Origin of the sequence: Burkholderia plantarii, from assembly GCF_001411805.1 — a bacterium.
Classification (GTDB): Bacteria; Pseudomonadota; Gammaproteobacteria; order Burkholderiales; family Burkholderiaceae; genus Burkholderia; species Burkholderia plantarii.
Window position 1 is genome coordinate 3340601 of the sequence record NZ_CP007212.1, and the last position, 21075, is coordinate 3361675.

The following is a 21075-nucleotide window of genomic DNA, read 5'->3' on the forward strand; positions in this document are numbered from 1 at the left end:
CGTCTTTCTCGGCGCGCGCGTTGCGCCGTCAAGGACTTCATATGTTTCTTCAAGGCTACGGCCCGCTGATACTTTCCGGCACCTGGCAGACCATCAAGCTCGCCGTGCTGTCGCTCGTCTTCGCGTTCGTGCTCGGCCTCGTCGGCGCGGCCGCCAAACTCTCGCGCAACCGGATCTCGAGCGGCATCGGCACGCTCTACACCACGCTGATCCGCGGCGTGCCCGACCTGGTGCTGATGCTGCTGCTGTTCTATAGCCTGCAGATCTGGCTCAACCAGTTCACCGACCTGATGAACTGGGATCAGATCGACATCGACCCGTTCGCGGCCGGCGTGCTGGTGCTCGGCTTCATCTACGGCGCCTACTTCACCGAGACGTTCCGCGGCGCGTTCCTGTCGGTGCCGCGCGGCCAGCTCGAGGCCGGCGCCGCCTACGGCATGTCGAACTGGCAGGTATTCACGCGCGTGATGTTCCCGCAGATGATGCGCTTCGCGCTGCCGGGCATCGGCAACAACTGGCAGGTGCTCGTCAAATCCACCGCGCTGGTCTCGATCATCGGCCTGGCCGACGTGGTCAAGGCCTCGCAGGACGCCGGCAAGGGCACGCTGCGTTTCTTCTTCTTCACGCTGCTCGCGGGGGCCATCTACCTCGCGATCACGACGATCTCGAACTTCGTGCTGATGTGGCTGGAAAAGCGCTACTCCACGGGCGTCCGCAAGGCTGACCTATGATCGAACTGATTCAGGAATACTGGCGCAACTACCTCTACACCGACGGCTATCACATCACCGGCGTGGCGATCACGCTGTGGCTGCTGGTGGTGTCGATCGGCCTCGGCTTCTGCCTGTCGGTGCCGCTCGCCTGCGCGCGCGTGTCGAAGCGCAAGTGGCTGGCCGGCGCGGTGTGGCTCTATACCTACGTGTTCCGCGGCACGCCGCTCTACGTGCAACTGCTGCTCTGCTACACGGGCCTCTACAGCCTGCAGGCGGTGCGCGGCACGCCGCTCTTGAACGAGTTCTTCCGCGACGGCATGCACTGCACGCTGCTCGCGTTCACGCTCAACACCTGCGCCTACACCACCGAGATCTTCGCCGGCGCGATCAAGGCGACCGCCTATGGCGAGATCGAGGCCGCGCGCGCCTACGGAATGTCCACCTTCACGCTCTACCGCCGCGTGATCCTGCCGTCGGCGCTGCGCCGCGCGCTGCCGCTCTACAGCAACGAGGTGATCCTGATGCTGCACGCCACCACGGTGGCGTTCACGGCCACCGTGCCCGACATCCTGAAGATCGCGCGCGACGTCAACTCGGCCACCTACATGTCGTTCCACGCGTTCGGCATCGCCGCGCTCCTCTATCTCGCGATCTCGTTCACGCTCGTGTGGCTGTTCCGCCAGGCCGAGCGGCGCTGGCTCGCCTACCTGCGCCCGCAAGGCAAATAAACGGCGCGAGGACTCCTGATGAATTCCAAGATGCACAAGCTTTTCGTCGACGATCTCCACAAGCAGTACGGCAGCAACGAAGTCCTGAAGGGCGTGTCGCTGAAGGCGCACGCCGGCGACGTGATCAGCGTGATCGGCTCGTCCGGCTCGGGCAAGAGCACGATGCTGCGCTGCATCAACTTCCTTGAGCAGCCGAACGCCGGCCGCATCTTCGTGGACGGCGAGGAAGTGCGCACCGCGAAGGACAAGACCGGCGCGCTGAAGGCGGCCGACACGAAGCAGTTGCAGCGCGTGCGCACCAAGCTCGCGATGGTGTTCCAGCACTTCAATCTCTGGTCGCACATGAACGTGATCGAGAACGTGGTCGAGGCACCGGTCCACGTGCTCGGCCTGTCGAAGCGCGAGGCCGAGGAACGCGCGCGCGAGTACCTGGAGAAGGTCGGCCTGCCGCCGCGCGTCGAGAAGCAATACCCGTCGCATCTGTCGGGCGGCCAGCAGCAGCGCGTGGCGATCGCGCGCGCGCTGGCGATGCACCCGGACGTGATGCTGTTCGACGAGCCGACCTCGGCGCTCGACCCGGAGCTGGTGGGCGAAGTGCTGAAGGTGATGCAGAAGCTGGCCGAGGAAGGCCGCACCATGATCGTGGTCACGCACGAGATGGGCTTCGCGCGCAACGTCTCGAACCACGTCATGTTCCTGCACCAGGGCCGCGTCGAGGAAGAAGGCGCGCCCGCCGAAGTATTCGGCAACACGCGCAGCGAACGCCTGAAGCAGTTCCTCTCGGGCAGCCTCAAATAAGCCAGGGCCAACGCCGTGCCGGCCCGCTGCCGGCACGGTGCTCCAGTGCCTGCCTCCCCCGCGTTTCCGCCGTCTTCCGCCGTCTTCCGCCACCCTCTCCCGCATCACCCTCGCACGCTTCATCGATATCGGCAGCGACCGTTGTCGGGTTTCCCCGCATCGTCACGCATCGCCGCGTCGTTGCGATCTCACCACGCGTTTGCGAACCCCTCGCGCCCACGTCCGGCATCGCCGCCAGCCGTTTAGCAAAACGAAGTAAACATTTCTTTTTGTTTAGAGCGGCAGCCCCTCATTTCTTTACGGAAAACTAACGATTTCACCGATTTTTCGGTACGCGCCTCACGCGACTGCGTCAATAGTGGCAATCCTTGACCCACTTTGTCGTAAGTCGTGGATGCCTTGTCGGACAAGGCATTCCCTGCGGTCGCAGCCAGCCGTAGCAACGATCGAGCCCTGTCCTTATGGCAATTTGGAGACACCAGCTAGTCAAACAACGATTTTCGTCGCCATCAAAGTGTATTTTTGCTAAATTAGTAACCAAAGTAGCAAAACGAAAGTCATGAAATGTAGTTTGACTTCATGACAACAGGAGACCCCGGCTTGCCTGCCCGGCAAAACGGCCTGCAAAACGGTTCAGTCCGCATGTATCGCGTCCGCCTATCCGGCAGCCGCACGCGGTCTCCCTGGTTATCCCATGTTGACCGGACGCATTCAGCGTCCGGCATCTTGCGCAGTTGGTGGGTTGACTTTTTGACAGGGTATGGAGGAGATGATGAAGAAAGCATTGCTGGCGGCAGCACTGATGACTGCCGGAGTGGCAGCGCAGGCACAAAGCAGCGTGACGCTGTACGGCCGCCTGGACGCCGGGCTCGAGTACATGAACGGCCTGCAGAACGGTCACAGCATCCGCGCGGAAAGCGGTGACTGGGGCACGAGCCTGTGGGGCATCAAGGGCACCGAGGACATCGGCGGCGGCTACAAGGTCCTGTTCCACCTCGAGGGCGCCTTCAACACGATGAACGGCAGCCTCGGCTCGACCGGCACGATCTGGGATCGTTTCGCGACGGTCGGGATCTCGAACGACGCCTACGGTACGCTGCTGCTCGGTCGCGAACTCGCGATCGCCAACGGCGTGTGGGACTTCGATCCGTTCGGCCAGTCGAACTGGTCGACCGCCTCGCTCGTGCGCGGCCGCAACTGGAACAAGACCAGCAACAACATTTCGTACCAGTCGCCGTCGTTCTACGGCTTCGACGCGTACGGCCAGTACTCGCTGTCGAACCAGACGACCTACAACGGCGGCACCGGCGCCGCGGGCAGCCAAGGCCGCAGCGACGGTCTGCAACTGACCTACACGAACTCGCTGTTCCAGGTTCGCGGCCTATTCGACGAAACGCGTGACGGCGCGACCGGCAAGTTCGACGACGTGTTCAACTTCTCGCGCGAATACTTCGCCGGCGCGAACGTGTTCCTCGGCCAGTTCAAGCTGCAAGTGTCGTACCAAAGCTCGCACGCCGACAGCGGCGGCCCGGCCGTCAACAACGGCATCACGACGACGCAGCAGGTGTGGGGCGGCGTGACCTGGCAGGCAACGCCGGCGGCGGCACTGATCGCGGCGGTCTACCACGTGAACGCGAACAACGGCGGCGGCAACGCGACGATCTACACGATCGGCGGCTCGTACAACCTGTCCAAGCGCACGCTGCTCGACCTGCAGGCAGCCACGGTTCGCAACAGCAAGACCGCGAACTTCAGCCTGAACGCGAACGGCGCGGGCACCTCGGTCGCTTCGGGCAACCCGAAGGCCGGCGGCTCGCAAACGGGCGTCTACGCCGGCATCCAGCATCTGTTCTGATCGTCCGCGACGAACCGGAACCCAGACCTAGAACTGAAAGTTTCACGCTGCTGCGAGAGGCGCGTATCGGTGCGATATCCCAACGGGTATCGCACCGTTTTTTATTGGCGGCGCGAATCGAACCACCCGAAGCCGAGCCGCTTCAAATGAAAACGGCCCGGAGAACCGGGCCGCACCGGACGCGGCAGGCCGCGCCCCGCCCGTCCTGCATGAACGGCGGACACCACGCCGCCGCGCGGGCTCAGACCGCCGCTTCGTTCTCCTCGCCGGTGCGGATCCGGATCACGCGCTCGACATCGGACACGAAGATCTTGCCGTCGCCGATCTTGCCGGTACGCGCGGCGCCGATCACGGCGTCGATCACCTGGTCGACCTGGGCGGCCGCGACCACCACCTCGATCTTCATTTTCGGCAGGAAATCGACGACGTATTCGGCGCCGCGATAGAGTTCGGTGTGGCCCTTCTGGCGGCCGAAGCCCTTCACTTCCGTCACGGTGAGGCCGGTCAGGCCGACCTCGGCGAGCGCCTCGCGGACTTCGTCGAGCTTGAACGGTTTGATGATGGCGGTAATGCGTTTCATGATGATGCTCCGGTAAAGGGATGACTGGAACGGATTCTACGCGCGGCGCCCCGTCAGTCGATACGCTCGGTGAAGCGCGACGTGATCGGGTAGCGCCAGTCGCGGCCGAACGCGCGATGCGTGACGCGGATCCCGATCGGCGCCTGGCGCCGCTTGTATTCGTTGATCTTGATGAGCCGCGTGACGCGCGTCACGTCGGCTTCGTCGTAGCCCGCCGCGACGATCGCCGCGAGCGGCTGGTCCTCTTCCATGTACATGCGCATGATCGCGTCGAGCGCGTCGTAGGGCGGCAGGCTGTCCTGGTCGGTCTGGTTCTCGCGCAGTTCGGCCGACGGCGCGCGCGTGAGGATCCGCTCCGGGATCACGTCGGTCGCGCCGAACTCGCCGGCCGCGTTGCGGTAATGGCAGAGCCGGTAGACCAGCGTCTTCGCGATGTCCTTGATCACGGCGAAGCCGCCCGCCATGTCGCCGTAGAGCGTGCAGTAGCCCACCGCCATCTCGCTCTTGTTGCCGGTGGTCAGCACGATCGAGCCGAACTTGTTCGACAGCGCCATCAGCAGCGTGCCGCGAATCCGCGCCTGGATGTTCTCCTCGGTGGCGTCCTCGTCACGGCCCGCGAACTCGTCGGCGAGCGCGCCGCGGAACGCGTCGAACATCGGCGCGATCGCGATCTCGTCGTAGCGCACGCCCACCCGGCGCGCCATCTCGGCCGCGTCGGTGGTGGAGATGTCGGCCGTGTAGCGCGACGGCATCATCACGGCGCGCACACGCTCGGGGCCGAGCGCGTCGCAGGCCACCGCCAGCACCAGCGCCGAATCGACGCCGCCCGACAGGCCGATCAGCGCGCCGGGAAACCCGTTCTTGTCGATGTAGTCGCGCACGCCGAGCACCAGCGCGCGGTAGACCTGCGCCTCGACCGACAGCGGCGCCGCGATCGCGGCCGGCAGCGGGCGCGCGCCGTCGAACTCGACGATTGCGTGGCCCGCCTCGAACTGCGGCATGCGCGCGACCAGTTCGCCCGCGCCGTCGAGCACGAACGAGCCGCCGTCGAACACGAGTTCGTCCTGGCCGCCCACCAGGTTCACGTAGACCACCGGCAGGCCCGTCTCGCGGATTCGCGCACGCACGATCCCGACGCGCACCGCGTCCTTGTTCATGTGATACGGCGAGCCGTTCGGCACCAGCAGCACCTCGGCGCCGGCCGCCTTCGCGAGCTGGGCGGCCGAGGCATGCCAGGCGTCCTCGCAGATGATCACGCCGAAGCGCGTGCCGTTCAGCTCGAACACGCACGGCTGCGGATCGGTCGCGAAGTAGCGCTTCTCGTCGAACACCTCGGTGTTCGGCAGGTCCTGCTTGCGGTAGGTGGCCGCGATCGCGCCGCCGACGATCAGCGACGCCGCGTTGTAGGTGTCCACCGGCGTCGCGCCGCGCCCGATCGGGCGGTTTGCATTACCATCGGCGCTGGGCGTGCGCAGCGGATGGCCGACCAGCACCGCGAGCCCCTCGAACGGCTTCAGGCGCTCGGCCAGCGTCGCCAGCGCCTCGGCCGCCTCGCTGTAGAACGCCGGGCGCAGCAGCAGGTCCTCGGGCGGATAGCCCGACAACGCGAGCTCCGGCGCGACGAGCAGCTGCGCACCATCGTTGTGCGCGGCACGCGCGGCCTCGACGATGCGGGTGACGTTACCGGCGAAATCGCCGACGGTGACGTTGAGTTGGGCGAGAGCGATACGGGTTTTCATGACGGAATCTGCGCGGCCTCGCGGGTCGCGTGACGGGCGCCTCCGGGCGCATCACCGGTGCGCGCCGCGTCGCGCGCGCCGAACGAAACGGGTCTCTGACGGTTGAAACACGAACGCAACGATTATCGCATGGGGCTCCTGTCGTCTCCGCTCGAAACGAGCGCCGACGAATGGAACGCCCTCGTCGAACGGCAGGCGCATCCCACGCCGTTCCTGCGCCACGAATTCCTCGCCGCGCTGCACGCCACCGGCTGCGCGACCGGCGAGACCGGCTGGTCGCCGAACTTCGTCACGCTAACCGACCCGGCCACCGACGCGCTGGTGGCCGCCGCGCCGCTCTACGCCAAGCAGCACTCGTATGGCGAATACGTGTTCGACTGGGCCTGGGCCGACGCCTACCAGCGCAACGGCGTGCCGTACTATCCGAAGCTGCTCTGCGCGGTGCCGTTCACGCCGGTGCAGGGCACACGCCTGATCGCCGACAACCCGCGGGCACGCCGTCAGCTGGCGGCCACGCTGGTCGCGCTGGCCGAGCAGAGCGAGGTATCGTCGCTGCACGTGCTGTTTCCGACCGCCGACGAAGCCGCGCTGCTCGACGAGATGGGCATGATGCTGCGCGAAGGCGTGCAGTTCCACTGGCTCAACGACGGCTACCGGCACTTCGACGATTTCCTCTCGACGCTCGAGCAGAAAAAACGCAAGAACATCCGCGCCGAGCGGCGCAAGGTGGCCGAGGCCGGCGTCACGTTCCGCCGCGTGCGCGGCGAGGACGCCACCGACGCCGACTGGCGCTTCTTCTCGCGCTGCTACCGGCAGACCTACCGCGAACACTATTCGAGCCCATATCTGAACCTCGACTTCTTCCGGCAAATCGGCGAGACCATGCCGGAGAACCTGCTGCTCGTGATCGCCGAGGCCGGGGGCAAGCCGATCGCGAGCGCGCTGGCCGTATACCGGCGCGATCCGGCCGGCGGCGGCACGCTCTACGGCCGCTACTGGGGCGCGCTCGAACACGTCCCCTGCCTGCATTTCGAGGCCGCCTACTATCAGCTGCTGGAATTCTGCATCGAGGAGAAGCTCGGCGCGTTCGAGGGCGGCGCGCAGGGCGAGCACAAGCTCACGCGCGGCTTCATGCCCACCGTCACGCGCTCGGCGCACTGGCTCGCGCATCCGGCCTTCTCGGACGCGGTCGGCGATTTCCTCAAGCGCGAGACGGGGCAGATCCACGCCTACGTGGACGAGTTGCGCGAGCACAATCCGTTCAAGGACGGCGCGCCGAAGGACGGTGCGCAGTGAACGCGCGCCGGCCGCGCGCGGCTTTTCCGAAACCCTGACGGCTCCGCTTTGCGCCGCCCCGCCATGTCCTGGTTCCTGTATCTGATCGAATGCGACGACGGCAGCGTCTACACCGGCATCACCACCGACGTGGACGCGCGTTTCGCGCGGCACGCGAACGGCACCGGCGCGCGCTACACGCGCTCGCGCAAGCCGCGCGCGGTGCTCGCGGCGTTCCCGCTGGCCGACCGCTCGATCGCCTCGCGCGCCGAATACTGGGTCAAGCGCCTGACGCCGGCGCGCAAGCGCGAACTCGCGAGCGGGCTGCGCACGCTCGATTCGGTGCTGCCGGCCGGTGTGGTGGCGGCGCCTGAGCCGCTCGATGCGCTCGATGCACCGCCCGGCTTCCGTTCGTTCCATGCCGGCAGCGCGCCTTGGACCATCGAGAGCCTCGACGCCGTCGCGCCGGACCCGCATCCGGAGGGATCCATCATCGCGGGCCGCCGCGCCCGGGCCGGCAAGCCGAACGCCGCGCGCCCGGCCACCGGCCGATCCGGCCACCGCATCTGCGCCGCCTCGTAACCGCCGCCTCGTAGCCGCCGCCTCGCAGCCGGCACCGCCAAAAACAAAACCGCGCGGCCCCGGAACGGGACACACGCGGTCTGATACCTCGTCACGAGCGCGGCCTTGCCGGCGGCTGCTCGCCTCGCGCAGCCTTACTTCTTCGCGTTCGCGAGGCCTTCGGTGATTTCCTTGTGCGCAGCGTCGATGCCGGCCCAGCCCTCGACCTTCACCCACTTGCCCTTCTCGAGCGCCTTGTATTGCTCGAAGAAGTGCTTGATCTGGTCCTTCAGGTACTCGGGTACGTCGTCGATCGACTTGAGGTTGGCCGTCATCGGGCAGACCTTGTCGTGCGGCACGGCGACCAGCTTCGCGTCGACGCCCGACTCGTCGGTCATCTGCAGCATGCCGAGCGCGCGCGAGCGCACCACCGAGCCGGCCAGCAGCGGGAACGGCGTGATCACCAGCACGTCGACCGGATCGCCGTCGCCCGACAGCGTCTGCGGGATGAAGCCGTAGTTGACCGGGTAGCGCATGCCGGTGCCGACGAAACGGTCGACCACCAGCAAGCCGAGGTCCTTGTCCGCTTCATACTTGACCGGATCGCTTTGCGCCGGAATTTCGATGATGACGTTGAAATCGTGCGGCAGATCCTTGCCGGCCGGAACATTGCTGAAGCTCATGAGCACTCTCTGCATGACGATGGAAAACGGCACGGGGCGCCAACCAGCGCGGCCCGCGAAGAGCCGCCATTATAGCCAATCACCCGATGGCGCTCGGCCGAAGTTAGGCGCACACTTGGCCGGCATGCGGGCACCGGCCCGTGCGGAGCGGGCTCCGCGCCGCATGTGTACCGAACCCGACAAAACCTGAAACGCGCATCGACACCCACGATCCGGGAGCAGGCATGGAAGAGGCAAGGCACTTCATCGCGGGCGAATGGGTCGCGCCCGCGAGCGGCGAGACGCTCGCCGTCATCGACCCGTCCGACGGCGCGCCGTTCGCGCGCCTCGCACGCGGCAACGCCGCCGACATCGACGCCGCGGTACGCGCCGCGCGCGCGGCCTTCGAGGGCGCCTGGGGCGCGACCAGCGCCGCCGAGCGCGGCCGGCTGCTGTACCGGCTGTCGCAGCGCGTGGCCGAGCAGCGGGACGCGCTCGCGCGGCTCGAATGCCGCGACACCGGCAAGCCGCTCAAGCAGGCGCGCGCCGACGCCGACGCGCTCGCGCGCTACTTCGAGTTCTACGCCGGCGCGGCCGACAAGCTGCACGGCGAGACGCTGCCCTACCAGGCCGGCTACACGGTGCTGACGCTGCGCGAGCCGCACGGCGTGACCGGCCACATCGTGCCGTGGAACTACCCGATGCAGATCTTCGGGCGCAGCGTCGGCGCGGCGCTCGCCACCGGCAACGCCTGCGTCGTGAAGCCGGCCGAGGACGCGTGCCTGTCGCTGCTGCACGTCGCGCGACTCGCGGCCGAGGCCGGCCTGCCGCCGGGCGCGCTGAACATCGTCACCGGCACCGGCCACGAGGCCGGCGCAGCGCTCACCGCCCATCCCGGCATCGACCACATCTCGTTTACGGGCTCGCCCGAGACCGGCCGACTGGTCGCGCTGGCCGCCGCCGAGCGGCACCTGCCGGTCACGCTCGAACTGGGCGGCAAGTCCCCGCAGCTCGTGTTCGCCGACGCCGATCTCGACGCCGCGCTGCCGGTGCTGGTCTCGGCGATCGTGCAGAACGGCGGCCAGACCTGCTCGGCAGGCAGCCGCGTGCTGATCGAGCGCGCCGTCTACGAGCCGCTGCTCGATCGGCTCGCCACCGCGTTCGGCGCGCTGCGCGTCGGCCCCGGCCTCGCCGATCTCGACTGCGGCCCGCTCATCAACGCGAAGCAGCAGCAGCGCGTCCGGGATTTCCTGTCCGACGCGCAGCACGACGGCATCGCGATGGCCGCGCAGGGCGAGATCGTGCCCGAGGCGCCCGAGAGCGGCTTCTATCAGGCGCCGACGCTGCTGCGCGACGTGCCGCCCCCGCACCGGCTCGCGCAGGAGGAAGTGTTCGGCCCGGTGCTGGCCGCGCTGCCGTTCCATGACGAGGAGGAAGCCGTCGCGCTCGCCAACGGCACCGCCTACGGGCTCGTCGCCGGCATCTGGACCCGCGACGGCGCGCGCCAGATGCGGCTCGCGCGACGCGTGCGGGCCGGCCAGGTGTTCGTCAACAACTACGGCGCGGGCGGCGGCGTCGAGCTGCCGTTCGGCGGCAGCGGGCGCTCGGGGCACGGCCGCGAGAAGGGCTTCGAGGCGCTCTACGGCTTCACGGTGCTGAAGACCGTCGCGCTGAAACACGGCTGACCCGCGCGGGCAGGCGGCCCGCCGCCTTTTCTCCGGTTCCGGATTACGCGTCCCGCGTCGGGCGCCAGCGCGACGCGCCGGCCCGGCACGATCCGGCAACGCGGCGGCAAACTCAACGGCAGCGCAACGACTACCCGACCTGAAACGGACAAGGAGACATCCATGCGGCTTGCGGGCAAGACGGCGATCGTCACGGGCGGCGGCTCGGGCTTCGGCGAGGGCATCGCCAGAACCTACGCGCGCGAGGGCGCGAACGTGATCATCAACGACCTGAACGGCGCGGCCGCCGAGCGTGTGGCCAGCGAGATAGCGGTGGCGGGCGGCCGCGCGATCGCGATCGCCGGCGACGTCTCGAAGGGCGAGGACTGGCGCGCGCTGCTCGCCGCCGCGCTCGACGATTTCCACCAGATCCACGTGATCGTCAACAACGCCGGCACCACGCACCGCAACAAGCCCGTGCTCGACGTGAGCGAGGCCGAATACGACCGCGTCTACGCCGTCAACATGAAAAGCCTGTTCTGGAGCGTGCAGACGCTGGTGCCGTATTTCCGCGAGGTCGGCGGCGGCGTGTTCGTCAACATCGCGTCCACCGCCGGGATCCGGCCGCGCCCCGGCCTCGTCTGGTACAACAGCACGAAGGGCGCGATGATCACCGCCAGCAAGGCGCTCGCGGCCGAGCTCGGCGCCGACCGGATCCGCGTCAACTGCATCAACCCGGTGCTCGGCGAGACCGGCCTCATGACCGAGTTCATGGGCGTCGACGACACACCCGAGAATCGCCAGCGCTTCCTCGCCACGATCCCGCTCGGCCGGCTCTCGACGCCGCAGGACATCGCCAACGCGGCGCTCTACCTGGCCTCCGACGAGGCCGAATTCATCACCGGCGTCTGCATCGAGGTGGACGGCGGACGCTGCATCTGAAGCAGCAGGCGCGCCGCGCAACCGCGGCATCGCGGCATCGCGGCACCGATACCAATACGACAAAATCATCACACCAGGAGACGACACATGGCGAGCACCGTAACGGCCGATCCCGGCCAGCCGTCCGCGTTCGAGGCGGCCACCTACCGCAAGGTCACCTGGCGGCTCGCGCCGCTGCTGATGCTCTGCTACGTGGTGGCCTATCTCGACCGCGTCAACGTCGGCTTCGCGAAGCTGCAGATGGCCGCCGACCTGAACCTGTCCGACACCGTCTACGGGCTCGGCGCCGGCATCTTCTTCTTCGGCTATTTCCTGTTCGAGGTGCCGAGCAACATCATCCTGCACCGCGTGGGCGCGCGAGTCTGGATCGCGCGGATCATGATCACCTGGGGTTTGATCTCGGCGCTGATGATGTTCGTCACCACGCCGGCGATGTTCTACGTGATGCGCTTCCTGCTGGGGGTGGCCGAGGCCGGCTTCTTTCCCGGCGTGATCCTCTACCTGACCTACTGGTATCCGGCGCACCGGCGCGGGCGCATGACCACCTTCTTCATGACCGCGATCGCGATCTCGGGCGTGGTGGGCGGGCCGGTGTCGGGCTACATCCTGAAGCACTTCCACGGCGCGAACGGCTGGCACGGCTGGCAGTGGCTGTTCCTGCTGGAAGGGATTCCGTCGATCCTGGTCGGGCTGCTGGTGCTGCTCCGGCTCGAGGATCGCATCGCCCGCGCGGCCTGGCTCAGCGACGACGAGAAGGCGCTGCTGATGCGCAACGTGGCCGACGAGGAAGCGCTCAAGGACGACCCGTCGGTAGCGCGCGTGCTGGCGAGCCCGCGCGTCTGGCTGATGGCGCTGATCTATTTCTCGTTCGTGATGGGCCTGTACGGCGTGGGCTTCTGGCTGCCCACCATCATCAAGTCGACCGGCGTGACCGACGCGTTCACGATCGGCCTGCTCTCGGCGATTCCCTATGCGGCGGCCGTGATCGGCATGATCCTGATCGCGCGCAGCGCCGACCGCCATCGCGAGCGTCGCTGGCACCTCGCGTTCCCCGCCGCGCTCGGCGCGCTCGGGCTGCTGCTGTCGGTGATGTGGGCGGACCAGACCGCGCTCGCGATGGTGGGCCTCACGCTCGCGACGATCGGCATCCTGACCACGCTGCCGCTGTTCTGGAGCCTGCCCACCGCGTTCCTCGGCGGCACCGCGGCCGCGGCCGGCATCGCGCTGGTCAACTCGATCGGCAACCTGGCCGGCTTCCTGAGCCCCTACATGATCGGCTGGCTCAAGACCGTGACCGGCTCGAACGCACCCGGGATGCTGATGCTGGCCGCATTCTGCGTGCTGGGCGGCCTGCTCGCGCTGTCGGTGCCGAAGGCGCTCGTCAACCGCTAGAAAGCGAAACGGCAGCCCGAAGGCTGCCGTTTCACGGAAACGCCTGCGCCAGCGCGAGCGGCTAGGCGAGGTGCGTCGCCAGCGCGCTTTCGCGGTAGTGGCGCGCCGCCTTGTCCGGTTCGCCGAGATGCTCGAACAGGCTCGCCAGCGCGCGATGCGCGCGCACCTTCAGCGCATCGTTGTCGGAGAGCTTCAGCGCCGCTTCCAGGAACGACTGCGCCTTGCCCCACAGCTGCTGCTTCTCGCAAAGCCGGCCGAGCGCCACCAGCAGGTCGGCGTCGTCGGCGTGATCGCGCCGCCAGCCCTCGGCCTTCTGGATCAGCGGCAGCGCATCGGCGCTCGCGGTGTCGGGATAGCGGCGCAGCAGGCGCGCGTCCCAGTGGTGCGCGAGCGCGTCCTCGACGATGCGGCGCGCCTCGGGCTGGCGATCGAGCGCGACCAGCAGCTCGGCGGCCAGGTCGGCCAGGCGCGGCGACTGCCGCTCGGTCGCCGACAGCGACTGCCACACCTCCAGCAGCGCGTCCGCGTCGTGGCGGCGGTCGCGCAGCAGATGCTCGGCCGCCTGCTGGCGCATGCGCACCGCCGCGGCCGGATGCAGCGCCTCGCGCTTTTCGAGCGCCTTGGCGAGCTTCAGCACCTCGGCCCAGTTCTTCAACTGCTGCTGCGCGCGCAGCGCGACCTGCTGCGCGTGGATGCGCTTGCCGCCCGACTGCTGCATCTCGGCGAGCGCGGCCAGCGCACCCTCGGCGTCGCGCGCCTCGGCGCGCATGTCGGCCGTCGCGAGCAGCCGCGCTTCCTGCCACTCGTTGGCATCGACCTTCGCGAGCCACTCGTCGCGGCGCGCGTATTCGTGCATGCGATGCGCGGCCACCGCGCCGACGAGGCCCGCCGCGCCCTGGTTCGCATCGACCGCGAGCGCGTCGCGCGCGGCCTTCTCGGCACGCGAGAAGCGGCCCGCGTAGAGGTTCGCGATCGCGTCGCGCAGCGAGGCATGCGCCTTCTCGTGGCGCATCCGCGCGCGATAGGCGGCCACCCGCTGCGGCATGCGCCAGACGTTGCGCACGATGCGCAGCAGCGCGTAGATCACGATGAACAGCACCACGATCGCGACGATGAACAGGTTCAGCGACACGTCCACTCGATACGGCGGATAGACGATCAGCACCTGGCCGCCGTCGAAGCGGCCGACCGTGGCGAGCGCCACGGCGACGGCGAACAGCACGGCCAGCCAGAGGATTCCTCGCAGCGTCATCGTCACCCCCGGCTCTTGAACTGTTGGATCGCGGAGAGGCTCGTGTTCAGATTCGGCACCGCGACCGACAGCGACGCCGCATCGACCTGCTTCAGCAGGTCCTGCACCGTGCGCGTGTCCTTCGACGAGGCGTCGAAATAGCGGCCGAGCGCGGCCTGCGCCGCGTGCAGATCGGACTTCATCGCCGCGTCGTTGCGCGCGAGCAGCGAGAGCCGCGCCGTGAGCAGGCGCAGCTTGACGTTCTCGCGCACGAAGTAGCCCTGCTCGGGCGAGGTCAGCATCGCATCCGCGTTATCGATGCGGCGTACCTGCACGAGGCTCGTGAGCTGCGCGGCGACACCGGTGGACAGGTCGTGCCACCAGATCTTCCAGCGCGGCTGGCCGGTGGCGGCAGCCTGCTGCGCGGCGTCGGCCGGATGGGCGGCGCGCGGCACCGCGCGGCCGATCGGCGCCTCGCCCGCGAGCGGCAGCGCGTCGATGCGGCCGATCGCGTCGTCGAGCTTGATGGCCAGACCGGTCAGGTCGACCGGCGGCGCGGCCTTGAGCTTGTCGATGTCCTGCGCGAGCGCCTTGCGTACCGCGATCGCCTGCGCGCCTTGCGAGGTGGCGAGCTGCGCGTCGGCGTTCTGCAGCGCGACCAGCGCGAGCTGCGTGTCGCCCGTGAGCTGCAGCTGCTGGCTCGCGCCCGACAGCGTCTGCTCGACCTGGTCGAGCAGCCAGGCGTCGCGGTTGCGCGACAGGTCCTGGTATTGCTGCTGCAACGCCTGCTGCTGCGCCTGCGCGTCGGCGAGCTTGCCGGCGAACTGCGAGATCTGGCCGTCCACCTGATGGCTGTAGACGAGCGCCTGTTCGGCCTGGCGCCGCGCCGCGGCGGCGGCCGCGTCGAGCGTCTTCTGGCGCTGCGCCGTGATCCGGTCGAGCTCTTCGATCTTGCGGTTCAGCACGTAGCCGCCGGCGCCCGCGCCACAGGCGAGCACCACCACCACGCACCAGAGCAGCACGCCGGCCGCGCCGCCGCGGCGTTTCGGGCCCTGTGCCTCGAACGGCGTGAACGGGGGATTGGGCGGCGGCGCCGCGGGCCGCGCGGGCGCACTGCCGGTGCCCGCGGAAGTCGCCTTGCTGGAATCGTTGGTGTCTGTCATGCGAGAGGGTACCGAGGCGGCTTGCGCCGCGTGAGCGGCCGTGTCGGCCAACGTTCTGAATGCGCGGACGATCCGTTCGTCGCCCGCGCCGGACTGCGTAATCGTATCAAAACCCAATGCCCGCGCCGTATCGGCGATGCGCGGATGGGGCGCGACCAGCGGCGCGTGCTGCAGCGCCTCGATCTCGACCGCGGTCAGGTGGTCGATCGCGAGTTCGTGCAGGTTGCGCACGCCCTCCGAACTCGTCACCAGCCACGCATGCGGCGCGCCGCCCAGCAGCGCGTGGACGCGCTCCCAGGCGCCGATCGACGGTTCCGGCACGATCCGGCGATAGGCAGCCACCAGCTCGACCTCGGCGCCGGCCTCGCGCAGCCGCGTGGCGAGCCATTCGCGGCCGCCGTCGCCGCGCACGATCAGCACGCGTTTGCCGGCGAGCGGGCCGGCGGCCACGGCGGGCGGCGGCGCGGCGGCGTCGGGACGGCCGGAAGCGGGATCAGAATCGGGGGCCGGATGCGCCGCGGACTCGGGCTCGCGCGACCCGGGCGAACCCGGTGCGGCGGAGGAAGCGGAGAAATGCTGCGCCGCGTCCGAATCGACGCCCGCTTCCCGCGTGGCGCCGTCGTCGCGGCGATCGAGGGCCACGCCGTCGCTCGCCCTGGCGCCGGCCGCGTCATCAGCCACCTGATCGGCCGGCCGCGTGCCCGGATCGACCGGGTGGCTCGCACCGAACGCGCGCTCGATCTGTGCGTAAAGGCTTTCGGAATCGTAGCGAGGCTCGCCGCCGTCCGGCCCGGCGCCCGTGCCCGTCTCCGGCAAGCCGTCGGCCGCATCCGCGCCGCCCGGCGCGATCACGCGATGCGCGGGCGCCGCGATGCCGTGCCGCGCCAGCGCCGCCACGCTGCCCGGCCCGACCACGCCCACCGGCAGCGAGTGCGGCCAGATCGCGCCGAAGCGCGCGAGCGCGCGGTCGATCGCGTTCGGCGAGACGAACACCACCAGCGCATAGGCATCGAGGCGCGCGAGCGCCGCGTCGAGCGGGCCGAAGTCCGCCGCGGGCGCGATGTCGATCAGCGGGAAGTCGAGGCTGTCGATGCCGGCCGCCGCGAGTTGCGCGGCGAGCGCCGCCGATTGCCCTTCGGGCTTCGTCAGCACCGCCGTGAACGCGCGGGCGGCGGCCATCAGGTCCGGCCTCCGAGCAGCGCCTCGACGATCTCGAAGGCCCCTTGCCGCGCCAGCTCGTCGGCCACCTGCCGGCCCAGCGCGAGCGCCGCGTCGGGCGTCGCGACGGCCGCGCGCGCGCGCGCGTTCAGCACGCGCGTGCCGCTCGGATTCGACACGCGGCCCGTCAGCTGCAGTTCGTCGCCGTCCCACACCGCGTGCGCGGCGAGCGGCACCTCGCAGCTGCCACCGAGCGTGCGCGAGACCATCCGCTCGGCCTCGCAGGCGAGCGCCGTGGCCGGGTCGTGCAGCGGCGCGAGCCAGCGCGCGACGTCGACGCGCGCCGCCGCGATCTCGATGCCGAGCGCGCCCTGCCCGGCCGCCGGCGGGCTCGTCTCGACCTCGATCAGCGAGCGGATCCGTGCATCGAGCCCGAGCCGCTTGAGCCCCGCCGCGGCGAGGATGATGGCCGCGTAGTCGCCGCGGTCGAGCTTGGCCAGACGCGTGTCGAGGTTGCCGCGCAGCGGCCGCACGTCGATATCGAGATAGCGCGCGCGCAACATCGCCTCGCGACGCAGGCTGGAAGTGCCGACGATCGAGCCGGTGGGCAGCTCGTCGAGCGACGCGTAATCGTTCGACACGAACGCGTCGCGCGGGTCCTCGCGGCTCATCACGGCCGTGAGCGCGAAGCCCTCGGGCAGCGACATCGGCACGTCCTTCAGCGAATGGACGGCGAGATCGGCGCGGCCGTCGGCCAGCGCGGCCTCGAGCTCCTTCACGAACAGGCCCTTGCCGCCGACCTTCGAGAGCGTGCGATCGAGGATCTGGTCACCTCGGGTCGTCATTCCGAGGATTTTCACGTCGCAAGCTGGATATAATTTGCGCAGCGCGTCACGCACATGTTCAGCCTGCCACATCGCGAGGCGGCTCTCCCGCGAAGCGATCGTGAGCGTCGCCGGAACGTCGGCCGTAAGAGTCTCGGAATTCATTGCAGCGGCATCGAAGGACGGGAATCAGGAACGAACAATGGTAGCACGCACGCCCGTCCCCCTTTTCAGGCGGTCCGGGCGCACGCGCCGGGGTCGCCCGCCGGCGACCGGCGTGGCGCGCGGCGGTCTTCCGCCGGCAAGTCGACAGTACCGCAGTCTCCCGTTCACTCGTGCTTTCCCAAGGAAACCCATCGTGAAGTCCTCCGGATCGGCGCGCGCTGCGCGCCGCAATGCTGCCTCGTCCAACGTCACCGCGCCGGCCACGACCGACGCCCCCGCGCGCCAGCGCGGCACGACCACGGCCGCCCAACCCGCCGCCAAGACGGCAACGACGAAGAAACCGGCAAAACCGGCCGCCAACGGCGCCGCGACGACCATCGCCAACGGCACGGCCACGCCGGCCGGCAAGCCCGCCAAGCCCGCGAAGACGCCGGCGCGAAGCGGCGGCGCGGACCCGGCCGACCGGCTCAAGCCGAAAGCGAACGGCCGCACGCGCGACGACAAGGACCAGCCGCTGTTCGAGGACATCCGCTATCTGGGACGCCTGCTCGGCGACGTGGTGCGCGAGCAGGAAGGCGACGCCGTGTTCGAGGTGGTCGAGACGATCCGCCAGCACGCCGTGAAATTCCGCCGCGAGGACGATCGCGAGGCCGCGCAGGCGCTCGACAAGATGCTGCGCAAGCTCACGCCCGAGCAGACCGTGAGCGTGGTGCGCGCGTTCAGCTACTTCTCGCATCTGGCCAACATCGCCGAGGACCGCCATCACAACCGCCGCCGCCGGATCCACGCGCTGGCCGGCTCGACGCCGCAGGCCGGCACCGTGGCCTACGCGCTGCAGACGCTCAAGGCGGCCGGCGACGCGTCGGCCGAGGTGATCCGCCGCTTCTTCGACGAAGCGCTGATCGTGCCGGTGCTGACCGCGCACCCCACCGAAGTGCAGCGCAAGAGCATCCTCGATGCCCAGCACGACATCGCGCGGCTGCTCGCCGAGCGCGACCAGGAGCTGACCACGCGCGAACGCTCACACAATGACGCGCTGCTGCGCGCGCGGGTGGCCTCGCTGTGGCAGACCCGCATGCTGCGCGATGCGCGCCTCACGGTGGGCGACGAGATCGACAACGCGCTGTCCTACTATCGCGCGACCTTTCTCGACGAGCTGCCGGCGCTCTACGCCGACATCGAGGAAGCGCTCGCCGAACACGGCCTGGACACGCGCGTGCCGGCCTTCTTCCAGATGGGCAGCTGGATCGGCGGCGACCGCGACGGCAATCCGAACGTCACGGCCGCCACGCTCGAGGAAGCGATCCACCGCCAGGGCACCGTGATCCTCGAACACTATCTGGAGCAGGTCCACAAGCTCGGCGCCGAGCTGTCGGTGTCGGACCTGCTGGTGGGCGCGAGCGACGAGGTCAAGGCGCTCGCGGCGGCCTCGCCGGACCAGTCGCCGCATCGCGTCGACGAGCCGTACCGCCGCGCGCTGATCGGCATCTACACGCGCATCGCCGCGAGCGCGCGCGTGCGGCTCGGCGAGGGCGTGGTGGCGGTGCGCAGCGCCGGGCGCGGCGCGCCGCCGGTGCGCGCGACGCCGTATCCGGATGCCGAGGCGTTCGCGCGCGACCTGCGCGTGCTGCACGAGTCGCTCGTCGCCCATCACGGCGCGCTGCTCGCGACGCCGCGCCTCGCGCCGCTGGTGCGCGCGGCCGAGACGTTCGGCTTCCATCTCGCCAGCATCGACCTGCGCCAGAGTTCGGACATCCACGAGGCCGTGATCGCCGAGCTGTTCGCGCGCGCCGGCGTCGAGGCCGACTACGCGGCGCTGCCCGAAGCCGGCAAGCTGCGCGTGCTGCTCGCCGCGCTGGCCGATCCGCGCCCGCTGCGGATTCCCTACGTCGACTACTCCGAACTCGCGAACAGCGAACTCGGCGTGCTCGAGAAGGCCCGCGAGGTGCGCGCGCGCTTCGGTCCGCGCGCGGTGCGCAACTACATCATCTCGCATACCGAGACGGTCTCCGATCTGGTCGAGGTGCTGCTGCTGCAGAAGGAAACCGGCCTGCTCGACGGCACGTTCGGTGCCGGCCCGGCCGACGCGAAGCATTCGCTGATGGTGATCCCGCTGTTCGAGACGATCGCCGACCTGCGCAACGCGCCCGAGATCATGGGCGAGTACTTCGCGCTGCCGGGCGCCGCGGCGCTCGTCGCGCGCCAGGGCGGCGAGCAGGAGGTGATGCTCGGCTATTCGGACAGCAACAAGGACGGCGGCTTCCTGACCTCGAACTGGGAGCTGTACCGCGCCGAGCTCGCGCTGGTCGAGCTGTTCCGCTCGCACGGCACCAAGCTGCGCCTGTTCCACGGCCGCGGCGGCACGGTCGGCCGCGGCGGCGGTCCGACCTACGAGGCGATCCTCTCGCAGCCGCCCGGCACCGTGAACGGCCAGATCCGCCTGACCGAGCAGGGCGAGGTGATCGCGAGCAAGTTCTCGAATCCCGAGATCGGCCGCCGCAACCTCGAAACGGTGGTCGCCGCGACGCTCGAAGCCTCGCTGCTGCCGCGCAACAACGCGCCCGCGCAGTTGCCCGCGTTCGAGGCCGCCGTGCAGACGCTGTCGGACGCGGCGATCGCCACCTATCGCGCGCTCGTCTACGAGACGCCCGGCTTCACCGACTACTTCTTCTCGTCGACGCCGATCAGCGAGATCGCCGAGCTGAACATCGGCAGCCGGCCCGCCTCGCGCAAGCTGCAAGATCCGAAGCACCGCCGGATCGAGGATCTGCGCGCGATTCCGTGGGGCTTCTCGTGGGGCCAGTGCCGGCTGCTGCTGACGGGCTGGTACGGCTTCGGCAGCGCGTTCGCGGCCTACCTCGACGGTGCCGCCAACGACGCCGAGCGCGCCAAACGCCTCGCGCTGCTGCAGAAGATGAACCGCACCTGGCCGTTCTTCTCGCACCTGCTCTCGAACATGGACATGGTGCTCTCGAAGGTCGACCTGGCGATGGCCTCGCGCTACGCGGAACTCGTCGCCGACAAGAAGCTGCGCAAGCAGGTGTTCGGCCGCATCGTCGCCGAATGGGAACGCACCACGGCCGCGCTCGCCGCGATCACCGGCCACGAGGCGCGGCTCGCCACCAACCCGCTGCTCGCGCGTTCGATCAAGAACCGCTTCCCGTACCTCGATCCGCTGAACCACCTGCAGGTCGAGCTGATCAAGCGCCACCGCGCCGGCGACACCAACGCGCGCGTGCGGCGCGGGATCCATCTGACCATCAACGGGATCGCCGCCGGCCTGCGCAACACCGGCTGACGCCGGCGAACGGCGCCGCCGCGCGGGGCCGCCACCGCAAGCCGCCTCGCCGCGAAACGGCGAGACCACGAAACGGCGCGGGCATCGGCGACGGTGCCCGCGCCGTTCGCTTTCCGGCGCGGGCGGGCCGGAAAGCGAACGGCGCGCGCTGAGCGAAGCGAGCCGGTACAATAACAAAATCATCGCGGTACCAGTACCGGCCGACGTCTTATCCCGGTATCGGCGCTACCTCGCCGCGCGATGTGTCGGGGTGGGTTTTCCCCGGTTCGTTTCCCGATTCGTTTCCCGTTTCGCCGTCCCGCTTTTCCCGGTCGCACCGCCATTCCG

The 21075-nt window shown here is 69.1% G+C and carries 16 protein-coding genes; 10 read left to right on the forward strand and 6 right to left on the reverse strand.

The window, feature by feature from the left end:
• Positions 1–41: 41 nt before the first annotated feature.
• The 4 genes from bpln_RS14295 to bpln_RS14310 all read left to right on the forward strand — a co-directional run bounded on the left by bpln_RS14295 (position 42) and on the right by bpln_RS14310 (position 4094).
• Positions 42–731 (forward strand): ABC transporter permease, encoded by a 690-nt coding sequence (locus tag bpln_RS14295; protein ID WP_042625727.1) that lies wholly within the window; start codon positions 42–44, stop codon positions 729–731.
• Positions 728–1441 (forward strand): ABC transporter permease, encoded by a 714-nt coding sequence (locus bpln_RS14300; protein ID WP_015876706.1) that lies wholly within the window; start codon positions 728–730, stop codon positions 1439–1441. Before bpln_RS14295 ends, bpln_RS14300 begins: the two co-directional genes overlap by 4 nt.
• Before the next feature lie 18 nt (positions 1442–1459).
• On the forward strand, positions 1460–2239 hold the full coding sequence (locus tag bpln_RS14305) for an ABC transporter ATP-binding protein (RefSeq protein ID WP_042625728.1): 780 nt from the start codon (positions 1460–1462) through the stop codon (positions 2237–2239).
• 769 nt (positions 2240–3008) lie between these two features.
• A complete protein-coding gene (locus tag bpln_RS14310) occupies positions 3009–4094 on the forward strand; it encodes a porin (RefSeq protein WP_042626724.1) in 1086 nt (361 codons plus the stop codon).
• Positions 4095–4335: 241 nt separating this feature from the next.
• Here bpln_RS14310 and bpln_RS14315 read toward each other — a convergent pair whose 3' ends face one another.
• Together bpln_RS14315 and bpln_RS14320 are read right to left on the reverse strand one after the other, a co-directional pair.
• Positions 4336–4674 carry a P-II family nitrogen regulator gene (locus bpln_RS14315; RefSeq protein ID WP_042625729.1) on the reverse strand — a complete coding sequence of 113 codons (339 nt, stop codon included), beginning with the start codon at positions 4672–4674 and terminating at the stop codon, positions 4336–4338.
• A 53-nt stretch (positions 4675–4727) separates the two neighbouring features.
• On the reverse strand, positions 4728–6413 hold the full coding sequence (locus tag bpln_RS14320) for an NAD+ synthase (protein WP_055139121.1): 1686 nt from the start codon (positions 6411–6413) through the stop codon (positions 4728–4730).
• 102 nt (positions 6414–6515) lie between these two features.
• On the opposite strand from bpln_RS14320, the gene bpln_RS14325 reads away from it, so the two are divergent.
• Positions 6516–7709 carry a GNAT family N-acetyltransferase gene (locus bpln_RS14325; RefSeq protein WP_055139122.1) on the forward strand — a complete coding sequence of 398 codons (1194 nt, stop codon included), beginning with the start codon at positions 6516–6518 and terminating at the stop codon, positions 7707–7709.
• Between the two features lie 63 nt (positions 7710–7772).
• Positions 7773–8270 carry a GIY-YIG nuclease family protein gene (locus bpln_RS38425; protein WP_055139123.1) on the forward strand — a complete coding sequence of 166 codons (498 nt, stop codon included), beginning with the start codon at positions 7773–7775 and terminating at the stop codon, positions 8268–8270.
• A 134-nt stretch (positions 8271–8404) separates the two neighbouring features.
• Here the strand turns inward: bpln_RS38425 and ppa are convergent, their stop codons facing one another.
• Positions 8405–8932, reverse strand: coding sequence for an inorganic diphosphatase (gene ppa / locus bpln_RS14335; protein ID WP_042625733.1), 528 nt, complete (start codon positions 8930–8932; stop codon positions 8405–8407).
• Positions 8933–9156: 224 nt separating this feature from the next.
• Here ppa and bpln_RS14340 point away from each other — a divergent pair, with 224 nt between their 5' ends.
• From bpln_RS14340 to bpln_RS14350, 3 genes are all read left to right on the forward strand, one after another.
• Positions 9157–10596 carry an aldehyde dehydrogenase family protein gene (locus bpln_RS14340; RefSeq protein ID WP_055139124.1) on the forward strand — a complete coding sequence of 480 codons (1440 nt, stop codon included), beginning with the start codon at positions 9157–9159 and terminating at the stop codon, positions 10594–10596.
• A 162-nt stretch (positions 10597–10758) separates the two neighbouring features.
• The gene (locus bpln_RS14345) at positions 10759–11517 is read left to right on the forward strand and encodes an SDR family oxidoreductase (protein WP_055139125.1); all 759 of its coding nucleotides are present in this window, start codon (positions 10759–10761) and stop codon (positions 11515–11517) included.
• An 87-nt stretch (positions 11518–11604) separates the two neighbouring features.
• The gene (locus bpln_RS14350; RefSeq protein WP_042625736.1) at positions 11605–12909 is read left to right on the forward strand and encodes an MFS transporter; all 1305 of its coding nucleotides are present in this window, start codon (positions 11605–11607) and stop codon (positions 12907–12909) included.
• Between the two features lie 61 nt (positions 12910–12970).
• Here bpln_RS14350 and bpln_RS14355 read toward each other — a convergent pair whose 3' ends face one another.
• The 3 genes from bpln_RS14355 to hemC are packed head-to-tail and all read right to left on the reverse strand — an operon-like array spanning position 12971 to position 17450.
• Entirely contained in the window at positions 12971–14161 is a 1191-nt protein-coding gene (locus bpln_RS14355; protein WP_042625737.1) for a heme biosynthesis protein HemY, read from the reverse strand.
• Between the two features lie 2 nt (positions 14162–14163).
• A complete protein-coding gene (hemDX, locus tag bpln_RS14360; protein ID WP_055139126.1) occupies positions 14164–16482 on the reverse strand; it encodes a fused uroporphyrinogen-III synthase HemD/membrane protein HemX in 2319 nt (772 codons plus the stop codon).
• Positions 16482–17450 carry a hydroxymethylbilane synthase gene (hemC, locus tag bpln_RS14365; RefSeq protein WP_042625739.1) on the reverse strand — a complete coding sequence of 323 codons (969 nt, stop codon included), beginning with the start codon at positions 17448–17450 and terminating at the stop codon, positions 16482–16484. The genes hemDX and hemC overlap by 1 nt, the downstream gene beginning before the upstream one ends.
• A 193-nt stretch (positions 17451–17643) precedes the next feature.
• On the opposite strand from hemC, the gene ppc reads away from it, so the two are divergent.
• Positions 17644–20748, forward strand: coding sequence for a phosphoenolpyruvate carboxylase (gene ppc, locus bpln_RS14370; protein WP_055139127.1), 3105 nt, complete (start codon positions 17644–17646; stop codon positions 20746–20748).
• Positions 20749–21075: the final 327 nt, after the last annotated feature.

Bases quoted from the DNA above. Each gene is read 5' to 3' on its own strand.
- bpln_RS14295 (WP_042625727.1), top strand. From the start codon at position 42: ATGTTTCTTCAAGGCTACGGCCCGCTGATACTTTCCGGCACCTGGCAG.
- bpln_RS14300 (WP_015876706.1), top strand. From the start codon at position 728: ATGATCGAACTGATTCAGGAATACTGGCGCAACTACCTCTACACCGAC.
- bpln_RS14305 (WP_042625728.1), top strand. From the start codon at position 1,460: ATGAATTCCAAGATGCACAAGCTTTTCGTCGACGATCTCCACAAGCAG.
- bpln_RS14310 (WP_042626724.1), top strand. From the start codon at position 3,009: ATGATGAAGAAAGCATTGCTGGCGGCAGCACTGATGACTGCCGGAGTG.
- bpln_RS14315 (WP_042625729.1), bottom strand. From the start codon at position 4,674: ATGAAACGCATTACCGCCATCATCAAACCGTTCAAGCTCGACGAAGTC.
- bpln_RS14320 (WP_055139121.1), bottom strand. From the start codon at position 6,413: ATGAAAACCCGTATCGCTCTCGCCCAACTCAACGTCACCGTCGGCGAT.
- bpln_RS38425 (WP_055139123.1), top strand. From the start codon at position 7,773: ATGTCCTGGTTCCTGTATCTGATCGAATGCGACGACGGCAGCGTCTAC.
- ppa (WP_042625733.1), bottom strand. From the start codon at position 8,932: ATGAGCTTCAGCAATGTTCCGGCCGGCAAGGATCTGCCGCACGATTTC.
- bpln_RS14340 (WP_055139124.1), top strand. From the start codon at position 9,157: ATGGAAGAGGCAAGGCACTTCATCGCGGGCGAATGGGTCGCGCCCGCG.
- bpln_RS14345 (WP_055139125.1), top strand. From the start codon at position 10,759: ATGCGGCTTGCGGGCAAGACGGCGATCGTCACGGGCGGCGGCTCGGGC.
- bpln_RS14350 (WP_042625736.1), top strand. From the start codon at position 11,605: ATGGCGAGCACCGTAACGGCCGATCCCGGCCAGCCGTCCGCGTTCGAG.
- bpln_RS14355 (WP_042625737.1), bottom strand. From the start codon at position 14,161: ATGACGCTGCGAGGAATCCTCTGGCTGGCCGTGCTGTTCGCCGTCGCC.
- hemDX (WP_055139126.1), bottom strand. From the start codon at position 16,482: ATGGCCGCCGCCCGCGCGTTCACGGCGGTGCTGACGAAGCCCGAAGGG.
- hemC (WP_042625739.1), bottom strand. From the start codon at position 17,450: ATGAATTCCGAGACTCTTACGGCCGACGTTCCGGCGACGCTCACGATC.